Origin of the sequence: Synechococcus sp. CBW1006, assembly GCF_015840525.1 — a bacterium.
Classification (GTDB): Bacteria; Cyanobacteriota; Cyanobacteriia; order PCC-6307; family Cyanobiaceae; genus CBW1002.
This window is the reverse complement of the sequence record NZ_CP060396.1, coordinates 2,975,437-2,994,093: the sequence shown is the minus strand read 5'-3', so window position 1 is coordinate 2,994,093 and position 18,657 is coordinate 2,975,437. Positions and strand designations below refer to the sequence as shown.

The following is an 18,657-nucleotide window of genomic DNA, read 5'->3' as shown; positions in this document are numbered from 1 at the left end:
CGTGCCGGGCTGCAGTGATGACCAGCGGAAGTGAGCCCGGCCCCCACTGGTCTCTGGTCGATGTGCCGCAGCAGCGCATCCGCCGTTGGAAGAACGTGCGCACCTGGGCGCGGCTGATCCGGGAAGCCGAAGCGCTCTGGCGGGTGGACGTCCGGGCCCTGCATCGCCTGGCGGCCCTGGAACTGGGCCAGTTGCTGCAGGAGGTGCCGCCACGCCTGCGGCGACGCGTCAATCGCTGGCTGCGCAGGATGGGCGTGGTGACACGGCTGGAATGAGCCCAGGGCGATGACCGAACTTCTCGTGATTCAGCACCTCGATCGGGAAGGGCCTGGCCGCTTCGCAGGCGCAGCCCGCGCCAGAGGCTGGCAGGTGAGCGTCTGCCGGCCGGATCGGGGTGAGGCTCTGCCGGCAGCGACCCCCAACGGCACCCCCACCGACCAGGTGCTGCTGGTACTGGGCGGACCGATGGGCGTGGCCGATCTCGGCAACGATGCCTTTCCCTGGCTCGAGGCGGAGCTGGAGCTGATCCGCCAGCGGGTGGAGGCGCAGCAGCCAGTCCTGGGGATCTGTCTGGGTGCCCAGTTGCTGGCCCGGGCGATGGGGGGCGATGCGGTGCCCCTGGAGGTGGCAGAGCCGCCCCGGCCATTGCGGGAAGTGGGATGGGGAGCCGTGACCTGGACGACGACGGCGGAGCAGGAAGCTGTGCTGCAGGGCCTGGCCGCCAGTGAACTGGTGCTGCACTGGCACGGCGATCGGATTGTGTTGCCACCGGGCGCCACCCTGTTGGCCTCAAGCCTTCACTGCGTCGAGCAGATGTTCCGAATCGGCCGGCACGCCTGGGGCCTGCAGTTTCATCTGGAGGTCACACCGGAGCTGCTGGAGCCGTGGCTGCTGCAGGATCGGGCCTACGTGATCGAAGCCCTCGGGGCTGATGGCGTCGAGCGCATCCGCCGCGACGGACGGCACTGGCAGGCCAGCACCGAGGCCAGCGCGACGCTGCTGATCGAGAACCTGCTCAGTGCCCTGGAGGCGTGCCTGCGTCGATGAGCCTCGGGCCATCCATCGAGTGCACGCTTGTCAACCGGAACAAGCCACTGAACCGAAGCACTGGGAAGAACAGGTCAAGGAGGAGAAGCAAGACGACGAGAAGGAATCCGCTTGCCGTCGAGAGATCATGAAAATGGAGGATTCAGAGTTCAGATCCAAACCCAGAGTTCTGATCGTGACTGCCGAGACAGGGTGAGATTTTCAAAGCAAGCGTTCTGTATTCAGAGCCAGTGCCAGTGTTCTGAGCCCAGAGCTCAGAGCTCAGAGCTCAGTGCTCGAAGAATGTGCTGAACAACCCTGTCGGCGACTCCTTCGTCACCAAGTACTGAGTGGTGCGCTTTGAGTTCTAAGTCAAAAACAGCAGGCATAAAAAACCGCCCTGTTCAGGACGGTTATGAGATAAAGAAGCGGCTGGATGGAAACCGCTGCGCTGTTGCCGTTGATTCAATCGGAGCGGCGGGATTTGAACCCACGACCCCCACTACCCCAAAGTGGTGCGCTACCAAGCTGCGCTACGCCCCGGCGAATGAAAATTATCACAGCGTCTGCCGGGCTCGCCCCTGGATCTGGCGGCGCTTCAGGCGACGCAGCAGCCGGGCCGTGAGCTTGTCGCGGCTCAGACCGGCGTAGCCGCACACCCGCAGCTGACGGGCCAGCAGGCGCAGCTGGGCCAGGGTCATGGTGGCGAGTCGCAACTCAGGCAACCGCTCCCACGCCTGGCTGGTGACCGGCAGATCAGCACCGCCGCGACCCTCGCGGAATCCGACCAGGGCACTCCCGGCCATCCACTCGGGAATCAGAACGAACAGCACCGCCAGCAGGCCGTAGAGCTCCACCAGCCCGCGGGGCAGGGGATGCAGCTGGCGGCGGCTTCCAGGGGGCCTGGAAGGGGTCACAACAGACCCCGCTCCGTTGAGCCAGCCATCGGTCGGTCGATGGTGGCGGATGGGGCGGAATCGCGCCACTGCATCGGGGGTTCTCCACCGGGGTTGAGGCGCACGGTCCAGAACACCAGGGCGAAACAGAGACCCACCGTGGCCAGGATGCCCACGATCACGATCCGATCGGGAAGTGGCGTCATACCTGTTCGGTGCGGATGCACTGCAACCGGATTGGCAGCTTCTCCAGGGTGAGCTCATCGCCGCGCAGGATGACCAGCATGCCGTCGTTGCGGTAGCGGATCCCCGGTTCGGCGGAATCCTCGCGGAACAGAGTGGAACGGAAGCGGCCGGCGATCAGGGAGGCCTGGGCGTCGTTACGTTCCAGCACCAGCTGAGCCTTGTCGGCGCAGAGAAACTTCTCCTTGATGCCGTAGTCCTCCCACCAGGGGGAGGACATGGCGATCAGGGGTCCGAAAAGCAGGCCGAACAGGGGGACAGTCATCCTCCGCAGGGTGGTGGCGGGCTGATGATCAGCGTTCATAACGCACCCACGGCTCTCAGGCAGTGGCCCGTGCGAAAAGCACCATAGCCAGGCTCTGCAGGGAATCCTTCGCGGCGGATCATGGTTTGAACCATGCGCCCCGCCTTCCGCCCGTCACCTCAGCACGCAACTGGTCGAGTTCGGTCTGCATGCACCCCACCACCCGGTCGTAGCAGGCCTGCACGTAAGCGCGGTCGCGGCTGGCGGCATGGCCGCTGCTGGGCAGATGGATTGGCTGGCAGACCCGCGTATGGATCACCGTGGGCAGGGGGAGATTGGGCAGAGGCCCCACCGCCAGGCCCCAGGGAAGTCCCAGGTAGAGCGGCATCACTTCCGGATCGAGGCCCATCAGCCAGGGCATGCCGTGGTCATGCAGACGCCGGGCGGCGGGGTAGCAGTCCTCGATCACGTACAGGCTGTCATGACTGCCCCAGGAGATCAGGGGCACCAGCGGCAGGCCATGCCAGATCGCCAGCCGCAGAAAACCGGTGCGGCCGCCGAAGTGGATGCGACCCCGCAGCCGATGGGGCCGGAAGGCATCCTGGCCACCTCCGGGATAGACCAACAGACTGTCGCCCTGGCGCAGGACTGCCAGGGCCTGGCGCGGATAGAAGGGAATCGCCCCGACCCGGGCAGCCAGATCCGCCGCGAAGGGATAGGCCTGCCACACCTTGGCGTGGGCCAGTCCATAGACCCGCCGCTCCAGGCCGTAACGGCGAAACCAGTCGTAGAGAAACATCGGCAGGTCCGGTGTCGCCAGACCACCGTTGTGGGAGCCCACGAACATCAGCTGGCCCGAGGCCGGCACATGCTCCCAACCGCTGGTCTGCACCCGGAAGTAAGACCGGTAGAGCCAGCCCCACAGCGGCATCAGCCGCCGGATCAGATCGGGATCCCGCTGCCTCCCCGGATGGGGATCAGGATCGGGCGAGCGGTTCAGGGGCCTGGCCAATACCGAGGCTCAATGTATGGCCGTTTCCAGCTGCAGCGTGATGGAATCCAAGCCAGGCGGGCTCCAGCGAGAACGGCTCAGGCCGAGACCTCAGGCCTGCTGGGCCATCCAGGTATGCACCGCCTCCACCGCCTGGTCCGGCGTCTCCCAGGGGAGCACGTTGCGACCGCCCAGCAGACGGGCGGAGGCCCTGGGCAGCCGACCCGCATAATCGGCTGCCTTGATCTGGGGGGTATCGCGTTTGCCGCGGCGGCTGATGCCGCTGGCCTGGTCGCCGAACAGGGCCAGCACCGGCACCTCCAGCTGGCGGAGGCGGTCGCTGTAATCGCGGCGCCAGAACCCGGCCAGAAACGAAAACACGGCATGGCGACTGGCCAGATCGCGAGACCCCTCCCGCAGCATCGACAGCCACTCCGCATCGACATCCGAGGAGCGGGCGAACAGTTCCTTTTCCGAAAAGGAGCGCAGGAACCGCTCGGTGCGGGCGTAGCGGTAAAAGAGGCCGCCCAGGGGGGTGTGGAAGAAGCCACGCCAGAGAGCGTTGGCCAGCCGCTCATCAGCCGGCCCCGTCATCACCTTCCAGGAGGGCGGGCCGAACAGCACCATGCCGCGAATCGCCTGCGGCCGCAGGGCCTGCAAGTCCAGGGCCACCGGCAGGGAGGCGCCCTGCACCAGCAGCCACACCGGCCGGCGCACCCGTTGATCCAGCAGCACGGCAATCTGGTCCGCCCAGTGCTCGGGGCGGAGGATCCGGTCCGGCATGGCGGAACGGCCGCAGCCGATCAGATCCGGATGAATCAGGGGTTGGGGCAGGCGGCGAGCGTTCCATTCATGGCTGAACCGCTGCCAGAAGGCACCGGACAGCCCTACACCGATCGGGTGAAGCGAAAGGATCGGATCGGCGCTTCCGGCCTCCAGATCGCCCTCCACCCGGCAGAAACAGGCCTGGCCCTCCCAGTCGTAGGCAAAGGTGGAGCGGGGCACAGGGCGAAAAGAGCGACCTTACGAGGACTGGATTACGAGGCCTGGATCGGTGTGTTGTCGCTGCGCAGCACGCAGTGGGCGATGCTCCAGTCGTACTGCTTCCAGACCGCATCCCCGAGCCGGTAGGCGGCTGCGGGGAAGGCACCGAGGCGCACACCCGTGGGCTGGGCGGAGCAGTAGGGCCGGCTGCCGGGCTTGGCCAGATACTGCTGGTGGTAGGCCTCGGCGTAGAAGAAGGGCCGATCCGCGGCGATCTCGGTGGTGATCGTGCCCAGACCAGCCGCCTGCAATTGCTCCTGATAGGCGGCGCCACTGGCCCGCGCCAGGCTCAGCAATGCCGGATCGTTGGCATAGATGGCGGAGCGGTACTGGCTGCCGCAATCGTTGCCCTGGCGATTGCCCTGGGTGGGGTCGTGGCACTCCCAGAACAGCTTGAACACATCGCTGGCGTCCACCACCGCCGTATCCCAGACCACCCGCACCACCTCGGCGTGGCCGGTGCGGCCGGAGCAGACCTGGTCGTAGCTGGGATGGGGCGGGTCACCGCCGGCATAGCCCACCGCCGTGGTGACGACGCCGGGCAGGCGCCAGAACCCCTTCTCGGCGCCCCAGAAGCAACCGCAACCGAACAGGGCCTCGGCCTGCCCCTCCACCAGCGGAGCCGCCAGGGGCGTTTTCAACACGGCATGCAGAACGTCGCCTGCAGGGGTGTGATCACGGGTCGACGAACCGGACGGGGAGGTGGCAAAGAGCCCGAACACAGAGATAGGAACCGAGAGAAAACGAGCCTAGGAAGGGCCACCGCCAGTCGCGCTGGGCTCCAGGGCAATGTGGTTCAACAGGGTGGTCGTGAAGGCGAATAACAGGAACGGCAACGACAGCACCAGGATCACGCCCACTCCCACCAGGGCGAAGATCGGCTTGCTGGCTCCCATCAGCGCCATGCCAGCCGCAAGGCTGGCGAAGATCACCAGCATCCAGATCAGGATCTGGCCGTAGATGTCACCGAAGGTGAGCGTGCAGCGCAGGTTGTAGCCCTTGGAGGGATCCATGGGGTCGGGGTCCCGGCAGAGAAGATGGGTGCTCTCACATAAGCGGGCCGCAGCGGTGTTGTCCGCAGCCCTCAACATCACTTCAGGCAGTCGATCCCAACAGGGAGGGTTCAGGTCTCGACCACCTGCAGCCGCTCCTCGGCCTGTTGCCGCTCCCACAGGCGCCGGTAGGTGCCGCTCTGATGGATCAGATCACGGTGGTGACCCTGTTGCACCAGGCGGCCATCCTCCAGCACCAGCACGCGGTCGCAGGCGGCGGCGGCCGAGAGCTGGTGGCTCACCATCAGGATCGTGCGGCCCTGCTGCTGCCGCACCGAGGCGAGGATTTCAGACGCCGTGGTGTTGTCCACGCTGGCCAGGGCATCGTCGAGCACCAGCAGGGGTGCCTCCACCAGCAGGGCCCGGCCGAGGGCGGCACGCTGGCGCTGGCCGCCGCTGAGGGTGATGCCCCGCTCGCCCACCAGGGTGGCGTAGCCATCGGGGAAACCCTTCACATCAGCCTCGAGGCGGGCCTGCCGGGCCGCCAGCTCGACCCGCTCCTGCGGCGCCTCCGGAACTCCGTAGCGCAGGTTGTCCGCCAGGGTTGCCGTGAACAGATAGCCCTCCTGGGGCACCACCGCCACCCGCTCGCGCAGATCCGGCAGCGACAGGTCGGTCACGTCGACTCCATCGAGGAACAGCTGACCGGGCTCCACGGTCACCATCCGCCCCAGGGCCCGCACCAGGGTGGTCTTGCCGCAGCCCACCGGCCCCACCACCGCCACCAGCTCACCGGGCTCCAGCCGGAAGCACACATCCACCAGGGCCGGTCGGGGAGCGTCGGGGTAGCGCACACAGAGGCCTCGGGCCTCCAGCGCCCCCCGGGGCGGCTGGGTCGCGGGCACCGGCTGTATGGGCGACACGATCTGCGGCTGACGCTGCAGCAGCTCTTCGACCCGCTCCAGGCTCACCTGCCCGGTCTGGAAGGTGTTGAGCGTGAAGCCGAGCAGGGCGGTGGGGAACACCAGCCGCTCCACAAAGAGGATCAGGGCCACCAGATCGCCGATCGTGAGCCGGCCGCTCTCCAGCTGGCCGCTGCCCAGGGCCAGGAGAAGCAGCAGGCTGATCGAGGAAATGCCCTCCAGCAGGGGGAACAGGGTGCTGCGGGTCCGGGCCAGCCCCAGGGCGGCATCGCGATAGACGCGGTTGCGGGCCGCGAAGGCCCCCTGCTCGGTGCGCTCCTGGCCGTAGATCTTGATGGCGCTGATGCCGGAGAGGTCTTCCTGGATCAGGTCGCTGAGGCCCGCCAGGCTTTCCTGCTGGCGACGCTGCTGACGCATCATGCGGCCGCCGAACAGGCGCACCACCATCAGCATGAGCGGATACAATCCCACCGCCGCCAGGCTGAGCCAGGGGTCGATCATCAGCATCGCCGGCAGAGTCAGGGCATAGGCGAGGGCGGTGTTGGTGAGGCTGAGCACCGCGAAGCCCAGCAGCCGGCGCACGTTCTCGACATCGCTGGTGGCGCGGCTGATCAGCTCACCGCTGCCGGTGGCCTGCACCCAGCCCGGCTCCTGGCGCAGCAGGTGGCTGAAGATGCGCTCCTTCAGGGTCGCCTCCACCTGGCGACCCACGCCGAACACCAGCATCCGTGACCACAGCCGCGCCGCCCCCATCACGCTGGCCAGCGCCAGGATCAGCGCCGCCTGGCGCAGCACATCCTGCATGGAGAAGCCATCCTGCAGATCGTCGATCACCCCCCGCACCTGCAGGGGAATCGACACGCTCAGCAGGTTCACCACCACCAGCACCGCCGCCCCGAGCAGCACCGTTCGTCGGTGCGGGCGCAGGTAGCGAAGGATGAGGGCGAGCCGTGGGGCGCTCATGGCAGGGCCGTGCGGCGAAGCGAAGGTCCAACTTACGGAGGGTGCTCCACCGCCGCGTCGGCACCATGCCCCAGGCTGGAACGCTGCCCTGCCCGCGCAGCCCATGGCCTCCGATCCGTCGGCCCCCCACCAGAACGAGCAGAGCCATCCGCTCCACGCCAGCGACCGCGACACGGTCGATCGCCTGCTCGCCGCCGCCACGCCCACCGAGGCGGATCTGGTCGATGCGGCCCGCCTGTTGATGCGCTACCAGGGCTTCCCCGGCGCCCGCGACGTGCAGGACGATCTGGAGAAAGTGCTGCGCCTCTGGGGACTGGAGCGGCAGGCCTTGCATCAGCGCACCCGCGCCATCTGGGCGGCGGGCTTCCGACCTGGAGCCGCCGCCGCCGCCAACGAACCGGTGGGGTCGGGCTTCGACACAGCCGATCAGGAGCCCTGACGGCCCCGATCCCTAGCCTGCCGGCAGCTGCAGTGCTTCGATGGCCCATCCCCTGTCGCCGCCGGCGCTGCTGGAGCAGTTGCTGGCGGGGCGCGACCTCAGCGGCGAGCAGGCCACCGCCCTGATGCGGGCCTGGCTGGAGGAGCAGCTGGAGCCGGTGCAGACCGGGGCCCTGCTGGCCAGCCTGCGGGCCAAGGGCGTCAACGGCGAGGAACTGGCCGCCCTGGCAGAGGTGCTGCGCCAGGCCTGTCCGCTGCCCGGGCCCCGGCCGCCCCTGTTCCTGGTGGATACCTGCGGCACCGGTGGGGATGGGGCCGACAGTTTCAACATCTCCACCGCCGTGGCCTTCGTGGCGGCGGCTGCCGGCGCCCATGTCGCCAAGCACGGCAACCGCAGTGCCAGCGGACGGGTGGGCTCGGCCGACGTGCTCGAAGCCCTCGGCCTGCGGCTGCAGGCTCCCCAGCCCCAGGTGGTGGCGGCCCTGGAAGAGACGGGGCTCACCTTCCTGTTCGCGCCGGGCTGGCATCCGGCCCTGGTGGGACTGGCCCCGCTGCGCCGCAGCCTCGGGGTGCGCACCGTGTTCAACCTGCTCGGACCGCTGGTGAACCCGCTGCGACCCGATGCCCAGGTGCTCGGCGTAGCCCGTGACGATCTGCTGGATCCGATGGCCGAGGCCCTGCAGCGCCTCGACCTGGAGCGGGCCGTGGTGGTTCATGGGCACGGCGGCCTCGATGAAGCCTCCCTCTCGGGCCCCAATGCGCTGCGGTTGCTGGAGAACGGCACGATTCGCCAGGAGACGCTCGACCCCACCGACCTTGGCCTCACCCCGGCACCTCTGGCGGCCCTGGCCGGCGGGGATGTCGCCACCAATGCGGCGATCCTCGAAGCCGTGCTGCAGGGCCGCGGCACCACCGCCCAGCGCGATGTGGTGGCCCTCAACGCCGCCCTGGTGCTGTGGGCCGCCGGCCGGGCAGCCTCGATCCCGACGGGCCTCGAACAGGCTCTGGGCGTGCTGACCGGCGACGGGGCCTGGCAGCGTCTGCTGGCCCTGCGGCAGCAGCTGGCGGCGGCCTGAGGCGGAGCAGCGAGGCGAAGCAGCAAGGGGGTGACGGCAGCGAACACTGCCGGCCCGGGTCTTCAGGGATGATCGGGGCGATGTCGCACCTGAGCGCCGTGCCAGAGCCCACCTCCGACGCCCTGCTGGTGCTCGCCGATGGCACCCTGCTGCGCGGCACGGCCTTCGGGGCCATCGGCACCGCCCTCGGTGAGGTGGTGTTCAACACCGGCATGAGCGGGTATCAGGAAGTGATGACCGACCCGAGTTACACGGGCCAACTGGTCACCTTCACCTATCCGGAGCTGGGCAACACCGGGGTCAACGCCGCCGATCAGGAGGCGGAGGCGCCCCACGTGCGTGGCGTGATCGCCCGCCAGCTGTCGCCTGTGGCCAGCAGCTGGCGGTCCGAGGGTGATCTCGATGGCTGGCTGCAGCAGCATGGGGTGGTGGGCATCCGCGGCATCGACACCCGTGCCCTGGTGCGCCATCTGCGCGAGGGCGGCGCCATCAACGGGGCGATCAGCAGCGACGGCACCACCCCCCAGGCCCTGCTGGAGCAGGTGCGTGAGGCCCCGGTGATGACAGGCCTGAACCTCGCCGAACAGGTGAGCACCCGCCAGCCCTACGACTGGGATCGACCCTGCGCTGCCGGCTTCGATACGCGCCTGCAGTCGGGGCCTGAGCAGCCCTACCGGGTGGTGGCGATCGATTTCGGCATCAAGCGGGCCATCCTCGATCGGCTCGTGGCCCACGGCTGCACGGTCACGGTCCTGCCGTCCGATGCCAGCCTTGAGCAGGTGCTGGCACTGCAGCCGGAGGGGGTGTTCCTCTCCAACGGCCCCGGTGATCCGTCGGCGGTGAGCAGTGGCATCCATCTGGCCAAGGGCCTGCTGAAGCAGCCCGATCTGCCGGTGTTCGGCATCTGCCTCGGTCACCAGATCCTCGGTCTGGCCCTGGGCGGCACCACCTTCAAGCTCGGCTACGGCCACCGCGGCCTCAACCATCCCTGCGGCTCACCGGGTTCGGTGGAGATCACCAGCCAGAACCATGGCTTCGCGATCGACGCCACCTCCCTGCCCGAAGAGCAGGTGACGGTGACCCATCTCAATCTCAACGACGGCACGGTGGCGGCCCTGGCCCTGCGGCACCAACCGGTGTTCGGCGTGCAGTACCACCCGGAAGCCAGCCCCGGCCCCCACGACGCCGATCACCACTTCGGCCGCTTCGCGGCGCTGATGGCGGACCGGCGTCTGGACAAGACGCCCTGAAAAGGCTGAGCCCAGCCTGCCTCATCTGCAGTCTGTGTCACCTTCAGGACGTTTGCGGCGATATCCCTACACTGCGCGCATTCGTCCTGTGACGGGAGCTGGAGCGATCAACGACCTGCAACGACTCACGGTGTCCCTGCGCGGCGGTTGCGAGCGCCGCAGCGATTGTCTGCTGTTTCATTTCACCGGTCAGCTCGACGCCTACTCGGACAAGCAGTTCAACGAATTCGTCGTTGCCCAGCGCACCGGCGAGGCCCTGCCTGTGGTGATCGACCTCAGCCGGATCGATTTCATCGATTCCTCCGGCCTCGGCGCCCTGGTGCAGCTCGCCAAGCAGTGCACCACCGATGGCACCGGCTTCGTGGTGGTGGGCAACGCCCGCGTGGTGCAGACCGTGAAGCTGGTGCGGCTCGAAGCCTTCCTCCACCTGCAGCCCGACCTGCCCACGGCCCTGGCCAGCCTTGCCACCGCCTGAGACGACAGCCAGTGCCAGCTCGGCAGGAGCTTCCTCCACTGCCTGGCTCGCGGCCATTCCTGCCGTGCCACCCGGCATGGCTCTCGGCCCCCTGCAGCTGGCCTGGCTCGGTGATGCCGTCTGGGAGCTGCACCAGCGACGGCGCCACTGCGACCGGGCCGAGCGCTCCGTCACCCTGCATCGGGCTGTGGTGGGAGCTGTGAAGGCGGAGGCCCAGGCCCGTGCCCTGCTGCGGCTTGAGCCGCTGCTGGACGAGCAGGAGCGTGACCTGGTGCGACGGGGTCGGAATCGGGCCGGTCGCGGGCCGCGGCGGGGTGATTCAGCCACCTACGGCCAGGCGACGGGATTTGAGACAATGGTGGGCTGGCTCTTTTTGCAGAATCCGCAGCGGCTCGCCAAGCTGCTCGATCACCTGGAGGAGACCGACCCATAACCCCGTTCCATCCGCCGACATCACCATGAGCCCACGGTTCGATCGCCAACCGGACAAATCCATCGGCCGGGGAGGACGGGACGGAGCACGGGACAACGGACGGGATGGCGGACGCGAGAGTGGACGGGACGGAGCCCGGGATGGCGGGCGCGACGGTGAGCGACATCCCCGCTTCGGCCGACCGCGCCCGGGAGGCGCCGCCGGTCGAGGCAGCTGGGGCGGACGCACAGAGGCTCGGGGCGAGGGGTCAGCGGCAGGTCGGCCTGATGGGCGGCGACCGGATGCGCGCCGAATCGAGCGAAGCCGGCCGGAAGGCGGCCGCAGCGAAGGGCGACGCCCCGCCGGCCAGGGAGGGCGTTTCGAGCCCCGCGGCCAGATGCGTGATCGCGGCGGCGATCGGCCCTTCGGCAAGCCGCCCCAGCGTTTCGCCGGCCGCAGCGATGCTCGCGACGAGCGCGGCGATCGGCCGGAGCGGCGGCCGGAAGGACGCAGCTTCGAACGACGGCCCTTGGAAGCCCGCGGCGACGACAGCACGGGCGAGCTGCGTCGTGGCATGAGTCGTGGGGAACCGCGCCGTTTCGAAGGGCGTGCAGCCGGCAGCAGCCGCTTTGCCGCCGGGGGTTCCCGCTTCGGTGGCGGCGGTTCGCGCTCCTCCAGCGGTGGCTCCCGCTTCGCCGGCGGCGGCTCCCGCTTCGCGGGCAGCAGCAGCCGCGATGGCAACCGGTTCAGCCGGCCGGGCCGCAGCGATGAGCGGCCGCCGGCCAGCCGACAGGAGCCCGAACCCAGCGGCGAATCGGAAAGCTTCGGCGGCGACACTCCTCCGGACCTGCTCTGGGGCCGTCATGCCGCCCAGGCGGCTCTGGAAAGCGGCCGGCCGATTCACCGGGTCTGGTGCACGCCGGAGATGCGCTTCAGCCCCAAATTCCTGCAGCTGCTGCGGGAGGCCAAGGCCAGTGGTGTGCTGGTGGAGGAGGTCACCTGGGCCCGCCTCGGCCAGCTCACCAGCGGGGCCGTGCACCAAGGGATCGTGCTGCAGACCGCCGCGGCCGAAACCCTCGATCTGCCCAGCCTGATCGAGGGCTGTCGCGAGATCGGCGAACCGCCCCTGCTGATGGCCCTCGACAGCGTCACCGATCCCCACAACCTGGGCGCGATCGCCCGCAGCGCCGAAGCCCTCGGGGCCCACGGCCTGGTCCTGCCCCAACGCCGCAGCGCCGGCCTGACCGGCTCAGTGGCCAAGGTGGCCGCCGGCGCCCTCGAACATCTGCCGGTGGCCCGGGTGGTGAACCTCAACCGCGCCCTGGACACCCTCAAAAAGGAGGGCTATCGCGTCGTGGGCCTGGCCAGCGAAGGCAGCGTCACCCTCGAGGAGGCTGACCTGGATGGTCCGCTGGTGATCGTCACCGGCTCAGAAGGTGACGGGCTGTCGATGCTCACCCGCCGCTCCTGCGACCAGCTGGTGCGCATTCCTCTGCGGGGCGCCACCCCCAGTCTCAATGCCTCGGTGGCCACTGCCCTGATGCTCTACGAGGTGGCCCGCCGCAGCTGGATGAAGACCGTGCTGGGCTCCGCTCCGGCGCCGCGGATTGTGCGGCCGGCCCTGCCCAGTGCCGCAGCTGTCACCATGCCGGCTGTCTCCAGCGAACCAGAGTTGGACGACGAAGACGCACCCGAGGCAGCCGCATCCGCGCAACCTGTCGACAGCCAGGGGCTGATCCAGGAGGCCACCAACTTGGTCGACACCCCTGATCCCGACCCTGCCGATCGCAGCACTCTCGATCTCGCCAACTCCCCGCTCGACACGGCCGAATTGGACCCAGCCCCCCTGGAGGCCGCCCCTCCAGAGTCTGCTCAGCTTGGGGCTCCCCTCCTGGGCACCGTCGGTCACGACGCTGCCGATCTCCCGATGGCCGGCACCAGTGCTGCCCTGGTCCATTCCGATGACAGCAGCGCTGCTGAGGATCACGGGCTGCAGGACCAGGGAGCTGGCACCCCGTTGGAGGATCCGGCCCCGGACGCGCTCGTCAGCGACGACTTCACCGCCTCCGAGACTGGTGATGCCTACGGCGCCGCTTCCGGCTTTGACGGAGATATCCGGCTCTGACGGCATGGCGGATCAGAGGCCGATGACCTGGGCAGAATGGAAAGGACTGGCGCCCTTTTGATGAATCCCCTGCTCTGGCCCACGCGGAGTGTTGTGAATGGGCTGGGACTGGCCTGGTGGGCCCGGATCGAAACCCATGACCCCGAAGCCGTGTACTGGTTCGGCCCCTTCCTGCGGCGCCGTTCGCTGGAGGCCGCCCTGCCGGCCTTCCTCGCCGATCTGTCCGAAGAGAAGCCCGGATCGATCGAGCACGAGCTGGTACGCACCCACAAGAGCGAACCCCTGACCGAATTCCCCGACGACGGCGAGGGTGCCGACTGATAGCGTCCATCGCAGTCGGGATCAGGGTGGATGGGGATCGCCGCATGGCGTGAGCAGCTGAACAGCGGCGAGGTATCCGCCCGCGAGCTCACCGATCACCATCTGGCCCGCATCGAGGCCGTGGATCCCACCATCCACGCCTTCCTCGAGGTGACCGCCGATCGCGCCCGCGCCGACGCCGATCGCATCGATGCGGCACGGGCCGCGGGTGAGGAGCTCCCCCCCCTGGCTGGCGTTCCGCTGGCGATCAAGGACAACCTCTGCACCAAGGGGATCCGCACCACCTGCTCCAGCCGCATGCTGGAGAGCTTCGTTCCGCCCTATGAATCCACCGTCACCGAGCGGCTCTGGAACGCCGGCGGCGTGCTGCTCGGCAAGACCAACCTCGACGAGTTCGCCATGGGCAGCTCCACCGAGACCTCGGCCTTCGGACCCAGCCGCAATCCCTGGGACCCCGACTGCGTACCGGGCGGCAGCTCCGGTGGAAGCTCCGCTGCCGTGGCAGCCGGCGAAGGCCTTGCAGCCCTCGGCTCAGATACAGGTGGATCGATCCGCCAGCCCGCCTCCTTCTGCGGGGTGGTGGGTCTCAAGCCCACCTACGGCCGGGTGAGCCGCTGGGGGCTTGTGGCCTTCGCCAGTTCCCTCGATCAGGTGGGTCCGTTCGCCACCAGCGTGGCCGATGCGGCCGAGATCCTGCAGGTGATCGCCGGCGCCGACCCCCGCGATGCCACCTGCCTCAAGGCTCCTGTTCCCGATTACCTGGCCGCGCTGCGCCAGCCGGTGGCGGGCCTGCGGGTGGGCCTGGTGCGCGAGTGCTTCGAAGCCGAAGGGCTCGACCCGGAAGTGAAGGCCTCGGTGATGGCCGCCGCAGCCCAGCTCGAGGCCCTCGGCTGTGACCTGGTGGATGTGAGCTGCCCGCGCTTCAACGACGGCATCGCCACCTACTACGTGATCGCCCCCTCGGAGGCCAGCGCCAACCTGGCCCGTTACGACGGCGTCAAGTACGGCTACCGGGCCGAAGGAACCGGCAGCCTGGCCGAGATGACCTCCCGCAGCCGCGCCGAGGGCTTCGGCGACGAGGTGCAGCGCCGCATCCTGATCGGCACCTACGCGCTCTCGGCCGGCTACGTGGACGCCTTCTACAAGAAGGCCCAGCAGGTGCGCACCCTCATCCGCCGTGATTTCAATCGCGCCTTCGAGACGGTGGACGTGCTGCTCACCCCCACCTCCCCCACCACCGCCTTCCGCTTCGGTGCCCACAGCGACGACCCCCTGGCCATGTACCTGGCCGACCTGCTGACCATCCCGGCCAACATGGCCGGCCTGCCGGCGATCAGCGTTCCCTGCGGCTTCGATTCCAAGGGCCTGCCGATCGGCCTGCAGCTGATCACGGGCGTGCTGGAAGAGGAGCGCCTGCTGCAGGTGGCGCATCACTACGAGCAAGCCGCCGATGTGATGGCCAGCCGACCGGAAGCCGCCCTGGTGCCCTGAGCCATACCGCTGCCCTGGCCCGGAATCGCAGGCGGCACCAGGACCACCAGATCCGGTGTTTCAGAGCGATCCAACTGCTCTGAAACACCGGATCTGGGGTGAATCGGGTCCGGCGGGCCTAGGGTGCACGGGGCCCCGTTGTCTGCGGTGGCCTGCCGTCTTCAGCCCGCTTCACCCCCGGCAACCCCTTGGCCTTCGTCCCTCTCCACAACCACAGCGACTACAGCCTGCTGGATGGGGCCAGTCAGCTGCCGGCGATGGTGGAGAGGGCTGTGGAGCTGGGCATGCCCGCCCTGGCCCTCACCGATCACGGTGTGATGTACGGCGCGATCGAGCTGCTGAAGCTCTGCAAGGGCGCCGGCATCAAGCCGATCATCGGCAATGAGATGTATGTGATCAACGGTTCGATCGAGGATCCGCAGCCGAAGAAGGAGCGCCGTTACCACCTGGTGGTGCTGGCCAAGAACGCCACCGGCTACCGCAACCTGGTGAAGCTCACCAGCATCAGCCACCTGCGCGGCATGCGCGGCCGCGGCATCTTTTCACGCGCCTGCATCGACAAGCAGCTGCTGCAGCAATACAGCGAGGGACTGATCGTGGCTACCGCCTGCCTCGGCGGCGAAATCCCCCAGGCGATCCTGCGGGGCCGGCCCGATGTGGCGCGGGAGGTGGCGGGCTGGTACCAGAGCGTCTTCGGAGACGATTTCTACCTCGAGATCCAGGACCACGGCGGCATCGAAGACCGGATCGTCAACACCGGCATCGCCGCGATCGGTGCCGAGCTGGGAATTCCGCTGGTGGCCACCAACGATGCCCACTACCTCAGCGTGGGGGATGTGGAAGCGCACGATGCGTTGCTGTGCGTGCTCACCGGCAAGCTGATCACCGACGAGAAGCGGCTGCGCTACACCGGCACCGAATACATCAAGAGCGAGGCGGAAATGCGCCAGCTCTTCAGCGATCACCTCGAGCCGGCGGTGATCGAGGCGGCGATCGCCAACACCGCCAAGGTGGCGGAGAAAGTGGAGGACTACGACATCCTCGGCCGCTACCAGATGCCCCGCTTTCCGATCCCGGAGGGGCACACGGCCGTGAGCTATCTCACCGCCGTGGCTGAGCAGGGCCTGCGGGCGCGGCTGAAGCTGGCCGAGGGAGACGGCTTCGATCCCACCTACGGCGAGCGCCTCGCCTTCGAACTGCAGGTGATGGAGCAGATGGGCTTCCCCACCTACTTCCTGGTGGTGTGGGACTACATCCGCTTCGCCCGCGACAACGGTATCCCGGTGGGTCCGGGACGGGGATCGGCCGCCGGATCACTGGTGGCCTACGCCCTGGGGATCACCAACATCGACCCGGTCACCAACGGTCTGCTGTTCGAGCGCTTCCTCAACCCGGAACGCAAGTCAATGCCGGATATTGATACCGACTTCTGCATCGAGCGCCGCGGTGAGGTGATCGAGTACGTGACCCGCCGCTACGGCGAGGAGAAGGTGGCGCAGATCATCACCTTCAACCGCATGACCTCGAAGGCGGTGCTCAAGGACGTGGCCCGCGTGCTCGACATTCCCTATGGCGAAGCCGACCGCCTGGCGAAGCTGATCCCGGTGGTGCGGGGTAAACCCGCCAAGCTGAAGGAGATGATCGGACCCGAATCACCGGCGCCGGAGTTCCGCGAGAAGTACGAGAACGACCCGAAGGTGAAGCACTGGGTGGATCTGGCCCGCCGGATCGAAGGAACCAACAAGACCTTCGGCGTCCATGCCGCGGGCGTTGTGATCGCCGCCGATCCCCTCGATGAGCTGGTGCCACTGCAGCGCAACAACGATGGTCAGGTGATCACCCAGTACTTCATGGAGGATGTGGAGTCGATGGGGCTGCTGAAGATGGACTTCCTCGGCCTCAAGAATCTCACCATGATCGAGAAGACGCTCGATCTGGTGCAGCAGAGCTGTGGCGAACGCATCGATCCCGACGATCTGCCGCCCGCCGATGAAGGCACCTTCGCGCTGCTGGCCCGCGGAGATCTGGAGGGCATCTTCCAGCTGGAATCGAGCGGCATGCGGCAGATCGTGCGCGACCTCAAGCCCTCATCCCTTGAAGACATCTCCTCGATCCTGGCCCTGTACCGACCAGGGCCTCTGGATGCGGGCCTGATCCCCAAATTCATCAACCGCAAGCATGGCCGCGAAGCGATCGACTTCGCCCACGAGACCCTGAAGCCGATTCTGAACGAAACCTACGGGATCATGGTCTATCAGGAGCAGATCATGAAGATCGCCCAGGACCTGGCCGGCTACTCCCTCGGTGAGGCCGATCTGCTGCGGCGGGCGATGGGCAAGAAGAAAAAGAGCGAGATGGAAAAGCACCAGAGCCTCTTCGTGCAGGGTGCCACGGAACGCGGAGTCGATCCGAAGCTCGCCGAAGCGCTGTTTGAGCAGATGGTGCTGTTCGCCGAATACTGCTTCAACAAGAGCCACTCCACCGCCTACGGCGCGGTGACCTACCAGACCGCCTACCTCAAGGCCCACTACCCGGTGGCCTACATGGCGGCGCTGCTCACGGTGAATGCCGGCGACAGCAGCAAGGTGCAGCGCTACATCGCCAACTGCAACGCCATGGGCATCGAAGTGATGCCGCCGGATGTGAATGCCTCCGGCATCGATTTCACCCCCGTGGGTGATCGCATCCTCTTCGGCCTCTCGGCCGTGCGCAACCTCGGCGATGGCGCCATCCGCCAGTTGCTTGAGGCCCGCGGCAGCGATGGAGCCTTCCGCTCCCTGGCGGATCTCTGCGACCGGATCCCCTCCCAGCAGCTCAACCGCCGCGCTCTGGAGGCCCTGATCCACTGCGGTGCTCTCGACGCGCTCGAACCCAGTGCCAACCGGGCCCAGCTGATGGCGGATCTGGATCTGGTGCTCGACTGGGCCAGTTCCCGCGCCAAGGACCGGGCCAGTGGCCAGGGCAATCTGTTCGACCTGCTCGGTGGTGGCCTGGCCAGTGGTGGTGCCGCGCAAGACAGCACCACAGCAGGCGGTTCGGCCAGCGGCGACCTCAGCACCGCCCCCAAGGCGGCCCCCGTGAAGGACTATCCCCCCACCGAGAAGCTGCGGCTGGAAAAGGATCTGGTGGGGTTCTATCTGTCCGACCACCCGCTCAAGCAGCTGGCCCAGCAGGTGAAGTTGCTGTCACCGGTGAGCCTGGCGGCCCTGGAGGAGCAGGCGGACAAGGCCAAGGTGAGTGCGGTGGTGATGGTGCCGGAGCTGCGTCAGGTCACCACCCGCAAGGGCGATCGCATGGCGGTCCTGCAGCTGGAGGATCTCACCGGCAGTTGCGAGGCGGTGGTGTTCCCCAAGAGCTACGCGCGGCTCGCCGATCACCTGATGGTGGATGCGCGGCTGCTGATCTGGGGCTCGGTCGACCGGCGCGACGACCGGGTTCAGCTGATCGTGGACGACTGTCGCAGCATCGAAGACCTGCAACTGCTGCTGGTGGAGCTGCCCGCCGAGGCCGCTGCCGACATTGGTGTGCAGCATCGGCTGCGCGAATGTCTGCAGCGCCACCGTCCGCCCCAGGACGAAGCGGGGTTGCGGGTGCCGGTGGTGGCGGTGGTGCGACAGGCCGAGAAAACCCTCTATGTGCGCCTGGGCCACCAGTTCTGTGTGGCCGATGCCGAAGCTGCCGTCGCCACCCTGGGCTCGGCAGACTTCCGGGCGACGTTGCGCTCTCCCCTCAAGGCGGGGTAGGACT

General features: G+C 67.9%; 19 protein-coding genes and 1 tRNA gene. 11 read left to right on the top strand and 9 right to left on the bottom strand.

Translation table 11 applies throughout. The features are described 5' to 3' along the window. The first annotated feature begins 17 nt into the window (after nt 1-17). Together H8F26_RS14605 and H8F26_RS14600 are read left to right on the top strand one after the other, a co-directional pair. Complete coding sequence (locus H8F26_RS14605) at nt 18-275, top strand: hypothetical protein (RefSeq protein ID WP_197155116.1); 258 nt, start codon at nt 18-20, stop codon at nt 273-275. Nucleotides 276-285: 10 nt separating this feature from the next. Continuing rightward, nucleotides 286-1,047 (top strand): type 1 glutamine amidotransferase, encoded by a 762-nt coding sequence (locus tag H8F26_RS14600; RefSeq protein ID WP_197155115.1) that lies wholly within the window; start codon nt 286-288, stop codon nt 1,045-1,047. Between the two features lie 448 nt (nt 1,048-1,495). On the opposite strand, the gene H8F26_RS14595 is transcribed toward H8F26_RS14600, so the two are convergent. The 9 genes from H8F26_RS14595 to H8F26_RS14555 form a co-directional block, all read right to left on the bottom strand. After that, nucleotides 1,496-1,569 (bottom strand) — tRNA-Pro (locus H8F26_RS14595). A gap of 14 nt (nt 1,570-1,583) precedes the next feature. Then, the gene (locus tag H8F26_RS14590; protein ID WP_197155113.1) at nt 1,584-1,943 is read right to left on the bottom strand and encodes a hypothetical protein; all 360 of its coding nucleotides are present in this window, start codon (nt 1,941-1,943) and stop codon (nt 1,584-1,586) included. Continuing rightward, a complete protein-coding gene (locus tag H8F26_RS14585; RefSeq protein WP_197155111.1) occupies nt 1,940-2,128 on the bottom strand; it encodes a hypothetical protein in 189 nt (62 codons plus the stop codon). Before H8F26_RS14585 ends, H8F26_RS14590 begins: the two co-directional genes overlap by 4 nt. Then, nucleotides 2,125-2,469: a hypothetical protein gene (locus tag H8F26_RS14580; RefSeq protein ID WP_231597862.1), complete on the bottom strand. Its 345-nt coding sequence runs from the start codon at nt 2,467-2,469 to the stop codon at nt 2,125-2,127. The genes H8F26_RS14585 and H8F26_RS14580 overlap by 4 nt, the downstream gene beginning before the upstream one ends. A gap of 79 nt (nt 2,470-2,548) precedes the next feature. Further along, nucleotides 2,549-3,421, bottom strand: coding sequence for a lysophospholipid acyltransferase family protein (locus H8F26_RS14575; RefSeq protein ID WP_231605235.1), 873 nt, complete (start codon nt 3,419-3,421; stop codon nt 2,549-2,551). A gap of 90 nt (nt 3,422-3,511) precedes the next feature. Continuing rightward, a complete protein-coding gene (locus H8F26_RS14570) occupies nt 3,512-4,405 on the bottom strand; it encodes an alpha/beta fold hydrolase (protein ID WP_197155109.1) in 894 nt (297 codons plus the stop codon). A 32-nt stretch (nt 4,406-4,437) separates the two neighbouring features. Then, nucleotides 4,438-5,097: a peptide-methionine (S)-S-oxide reductase MsrA gene (msrA, locus tag H8F26_RS14565; protein WP_231605643.1), complete on the bottom strand. Its 660-nt coding sequence runs from the start codon at nt 5,095-5,097 to the stop codon at nt 4,438-4,440. A 96-nt stretch (nt 5,098-5,193) separates the two neighbouring features. Then, nucleotides 5,194-5,457, bottom strand: coding sequence for a hypothetical protein (locus tag H8F26_RS14560; RefSeq protein WP_197155105.1), 264 nt, complete (start codon nt 5,455-5,457; stop codon nt 5,194-5,196). 110 nt (nt 5,458-5,567) lie between these two features. Continuing rightward, a complete protein-coding gene (locus H8F26_RS14555) occupies nt 5,568-7,322 on the bottom strand; it encodes an ABC transporter ATP-binding protein (RefSeq protein ID WP_197155103.1) in 1,755 nt (584 codons plus the stop codon). 103 nt (nt 7,323-7,425) lie between these two features. Between H8F26_RS14555 and H8F26_RS14550 the strand changes: the two genes are divergently transcribed. The 9 genes from H8F26_RS14550 (at nt 7,426) to H8F26_RS14510 (ending at nt 18,653) form a co-directional block, all read left to right on the top strand. Beyond that, complete coding sequence (locus H8F26_RS14550; protein WP_197155101.1) at nt 7,426-7,761, top strand: DUF3288 family protein; 336 nt, start codon at nt 7,426-7,428, stop codon at nt 7,759-7,761. A gap of 40 nt (nt 7,762-7,801) precedes the next feature. Next, nucleotides 7,802-8,836, top strand: coding sequence for an anthranilate phosphoribosyltransferase (trpD, locus tag H8F26_RS14545; protein WP_197155093.1), 1,035 nt, complete (start codon nt 7,802-7,804; stop codon nt 8,834-8,836). An 80-nt stretch (nt 8,837-8,916) separates the two neighbouring features. Continuing rightward, on the top strand, nt 8,917-10,086 hold the full coding sequence (gene carA / locus H8F26_RS14540) for a glutamine-hydrolyzing carbamoyl-phosphate synthase small subunit (protein WP_197155091.1): 1,170 nt from the start codon (nt 8,917-8,919) through the stop codon (nt 10,084-10,086). Nucleotides 10,087-10,174: 88 nt separating this feature from the next. Then, on the top strand, nt 10,175-10,561 hold the full coding sequence (locus H8F26_RS14535) for an STAS domain-containing protein (RefSeq protein WP_197155082.1): 387 nt from the start codon (nt 10,175-10,177) through the stop codon (nt 10,559-10,561). 76 nt (nt 10,562-10,637) lie between these two features. Then, nucleotides 10,638-10,994, top strand: coding sequence for a ribonuclease III domain-containing protein (locus H8F26_RS14530; protein WP_197155080.1), 357 nt, complete (start codon nt 10,638-10,640; stop codon nt 10,992-10,994). Nucleotides 10,995-11,019: 25 nt separating this feature from the next. Further along, nucleotides 11,020-13,098, top strand: a complete 2,079-nt coding sequence (gene rlmB / locus H8F26_RS19565; RefSeq protein ID WP_231605234.1) for a 23S rRNA (guanosine(2251)-2'-O)-methyltransferase RlmB — start codon at nt 11,020-11,022, stop codon at nt 13,096-13,098. A 60-nt stretch (nt 13,099-13,158) separates the two neighbouring features. Next, nucleotides 13,159-13,419 carry a DUF1816 domain-containing protein gene (locus H8F26_RS14520; RefSeq protein ID WP_197155078.1) on the top strand — a complete coding sequence of 87 codons (261 nt, stop codon included), beginning with the start codon at nt 13,159-13,161 and terminating at the stop codon, nt 13,417-13,419. A gap of 30 nt (nt 13,420-13,449) precedes the next feature. Further along, complete coding sequence (gatA, locus tag H8F26_RS14515; RefSeq protein WP_197155076.1) at nt 13,450-14,910, top strand: Asp-tRNA(Asn)/Glu-tRNA(Gln) amidotransferase subunit GatA; 1,461 nt, start codon at nt 13,450-13,452, stop codon at nt 14,908-14,910. Between the two features lie 188 nt (nt 14,911-15,098). Continuing rightward, nucleotides 15,099-18,653, top strand: a complete 3,555-nt coding sequence (locus H8F26_RS14510) for a DNA polymerase III subunit alpha (RefSeq protein WP_197155074.1) — start codon at nt 15,099-15,101, stop codon at nt 18,651-18,653. Nucleotides 18,654-18,657 lie beyond the last annotated feature (4 nt).

Coding starts and splice junctions, on each gene's coding strand:
- H8F26_RS14580 (WP_231597862.1), bottom strand. CDS start 2,469: ATGAACGCTGATCATCAGCCCGCCACCACCCTGCGGAGGATGACTGTC.
- carA (WP_197155091.1), top strand. CDS start 8,917: ATGTCGCACCTGAGCGCCGTGCCAGAGCCCACCTCCGACGCCCTGCTG.
- H8F26_RS14550 (WP_197155101.1), top strand. CDS start 7,426: ATGGCCTCCGATCCGTCGGCCCCCCACCAGAACGAGCAGAGCCATCCG.
- H8F26_RS14600 (WP_197155115.1), top strand. CDS start 286: ATGACCGAACTTCTCGTGATTCAGCACCTCGATCGGGAAGGGCCTGGC.
- H8F26_RS14555 (WP_197155103.1), bottom strand. CDS start 7,322: ATGAGCGCCCCACGGCTCGCCCTCATCCTTCGCTACCTGCGCCCGCAC.
- gatA (WP_197155076.1), top strand. CDS start 13,450: ATGGGGATCGCCGCATGGCGTGAGCAGCTGAACAGCGGCGAGGTATCC.
- H8F26_RS14520 (WP_197155078.1), top strand. CDS start 13,159: ATGAATCCCCTGCTCTGGCCCACGCGGAGTGTTGTGAATGGGCTGGGA.
- H8F26_RS14585 (WP_197155111.1), bottom strand. CDS start 2,128: ATGACGCCACTTCCCGATCGGATCGTGATCGTGGGCATCCTGGCCACG.
- rlmB (WP_231605234.1), top strand. CDS start 11,020: ATGAGCCCACGGTTCGATCGCCAACCGGACAAATCCATCGGCCGGGGA.
- H8F26_RS14560 (WP_197155105.1), bottom strand. CDS start 5,457: ATGGATCCCTCCAAGGGCTACAACCTGCGCTGCACGCTCACCTTCGGT.
- H8F26_RS14530 (WP_197155080.1), top strand. CDS start 10,638: ATGGCTCTCGGCCCCCTGCAGCTGGCCTGGCTCGGTGATGCCGTCTGG.
- trpD (WP_197155093.1), top strand. CDS start 7,802: ATGGCCCATCCCCTGTCGCCGCCGGCGCTGCTGGAGCAGTTGCTGGCG.
- H8F26_RS14605 (WP_197155116.1), top strand. CDS start 18: ATGACCAGCGGAAGTGAGCCCGGCCCCCACTGGTCTCTGGTCGATGTG.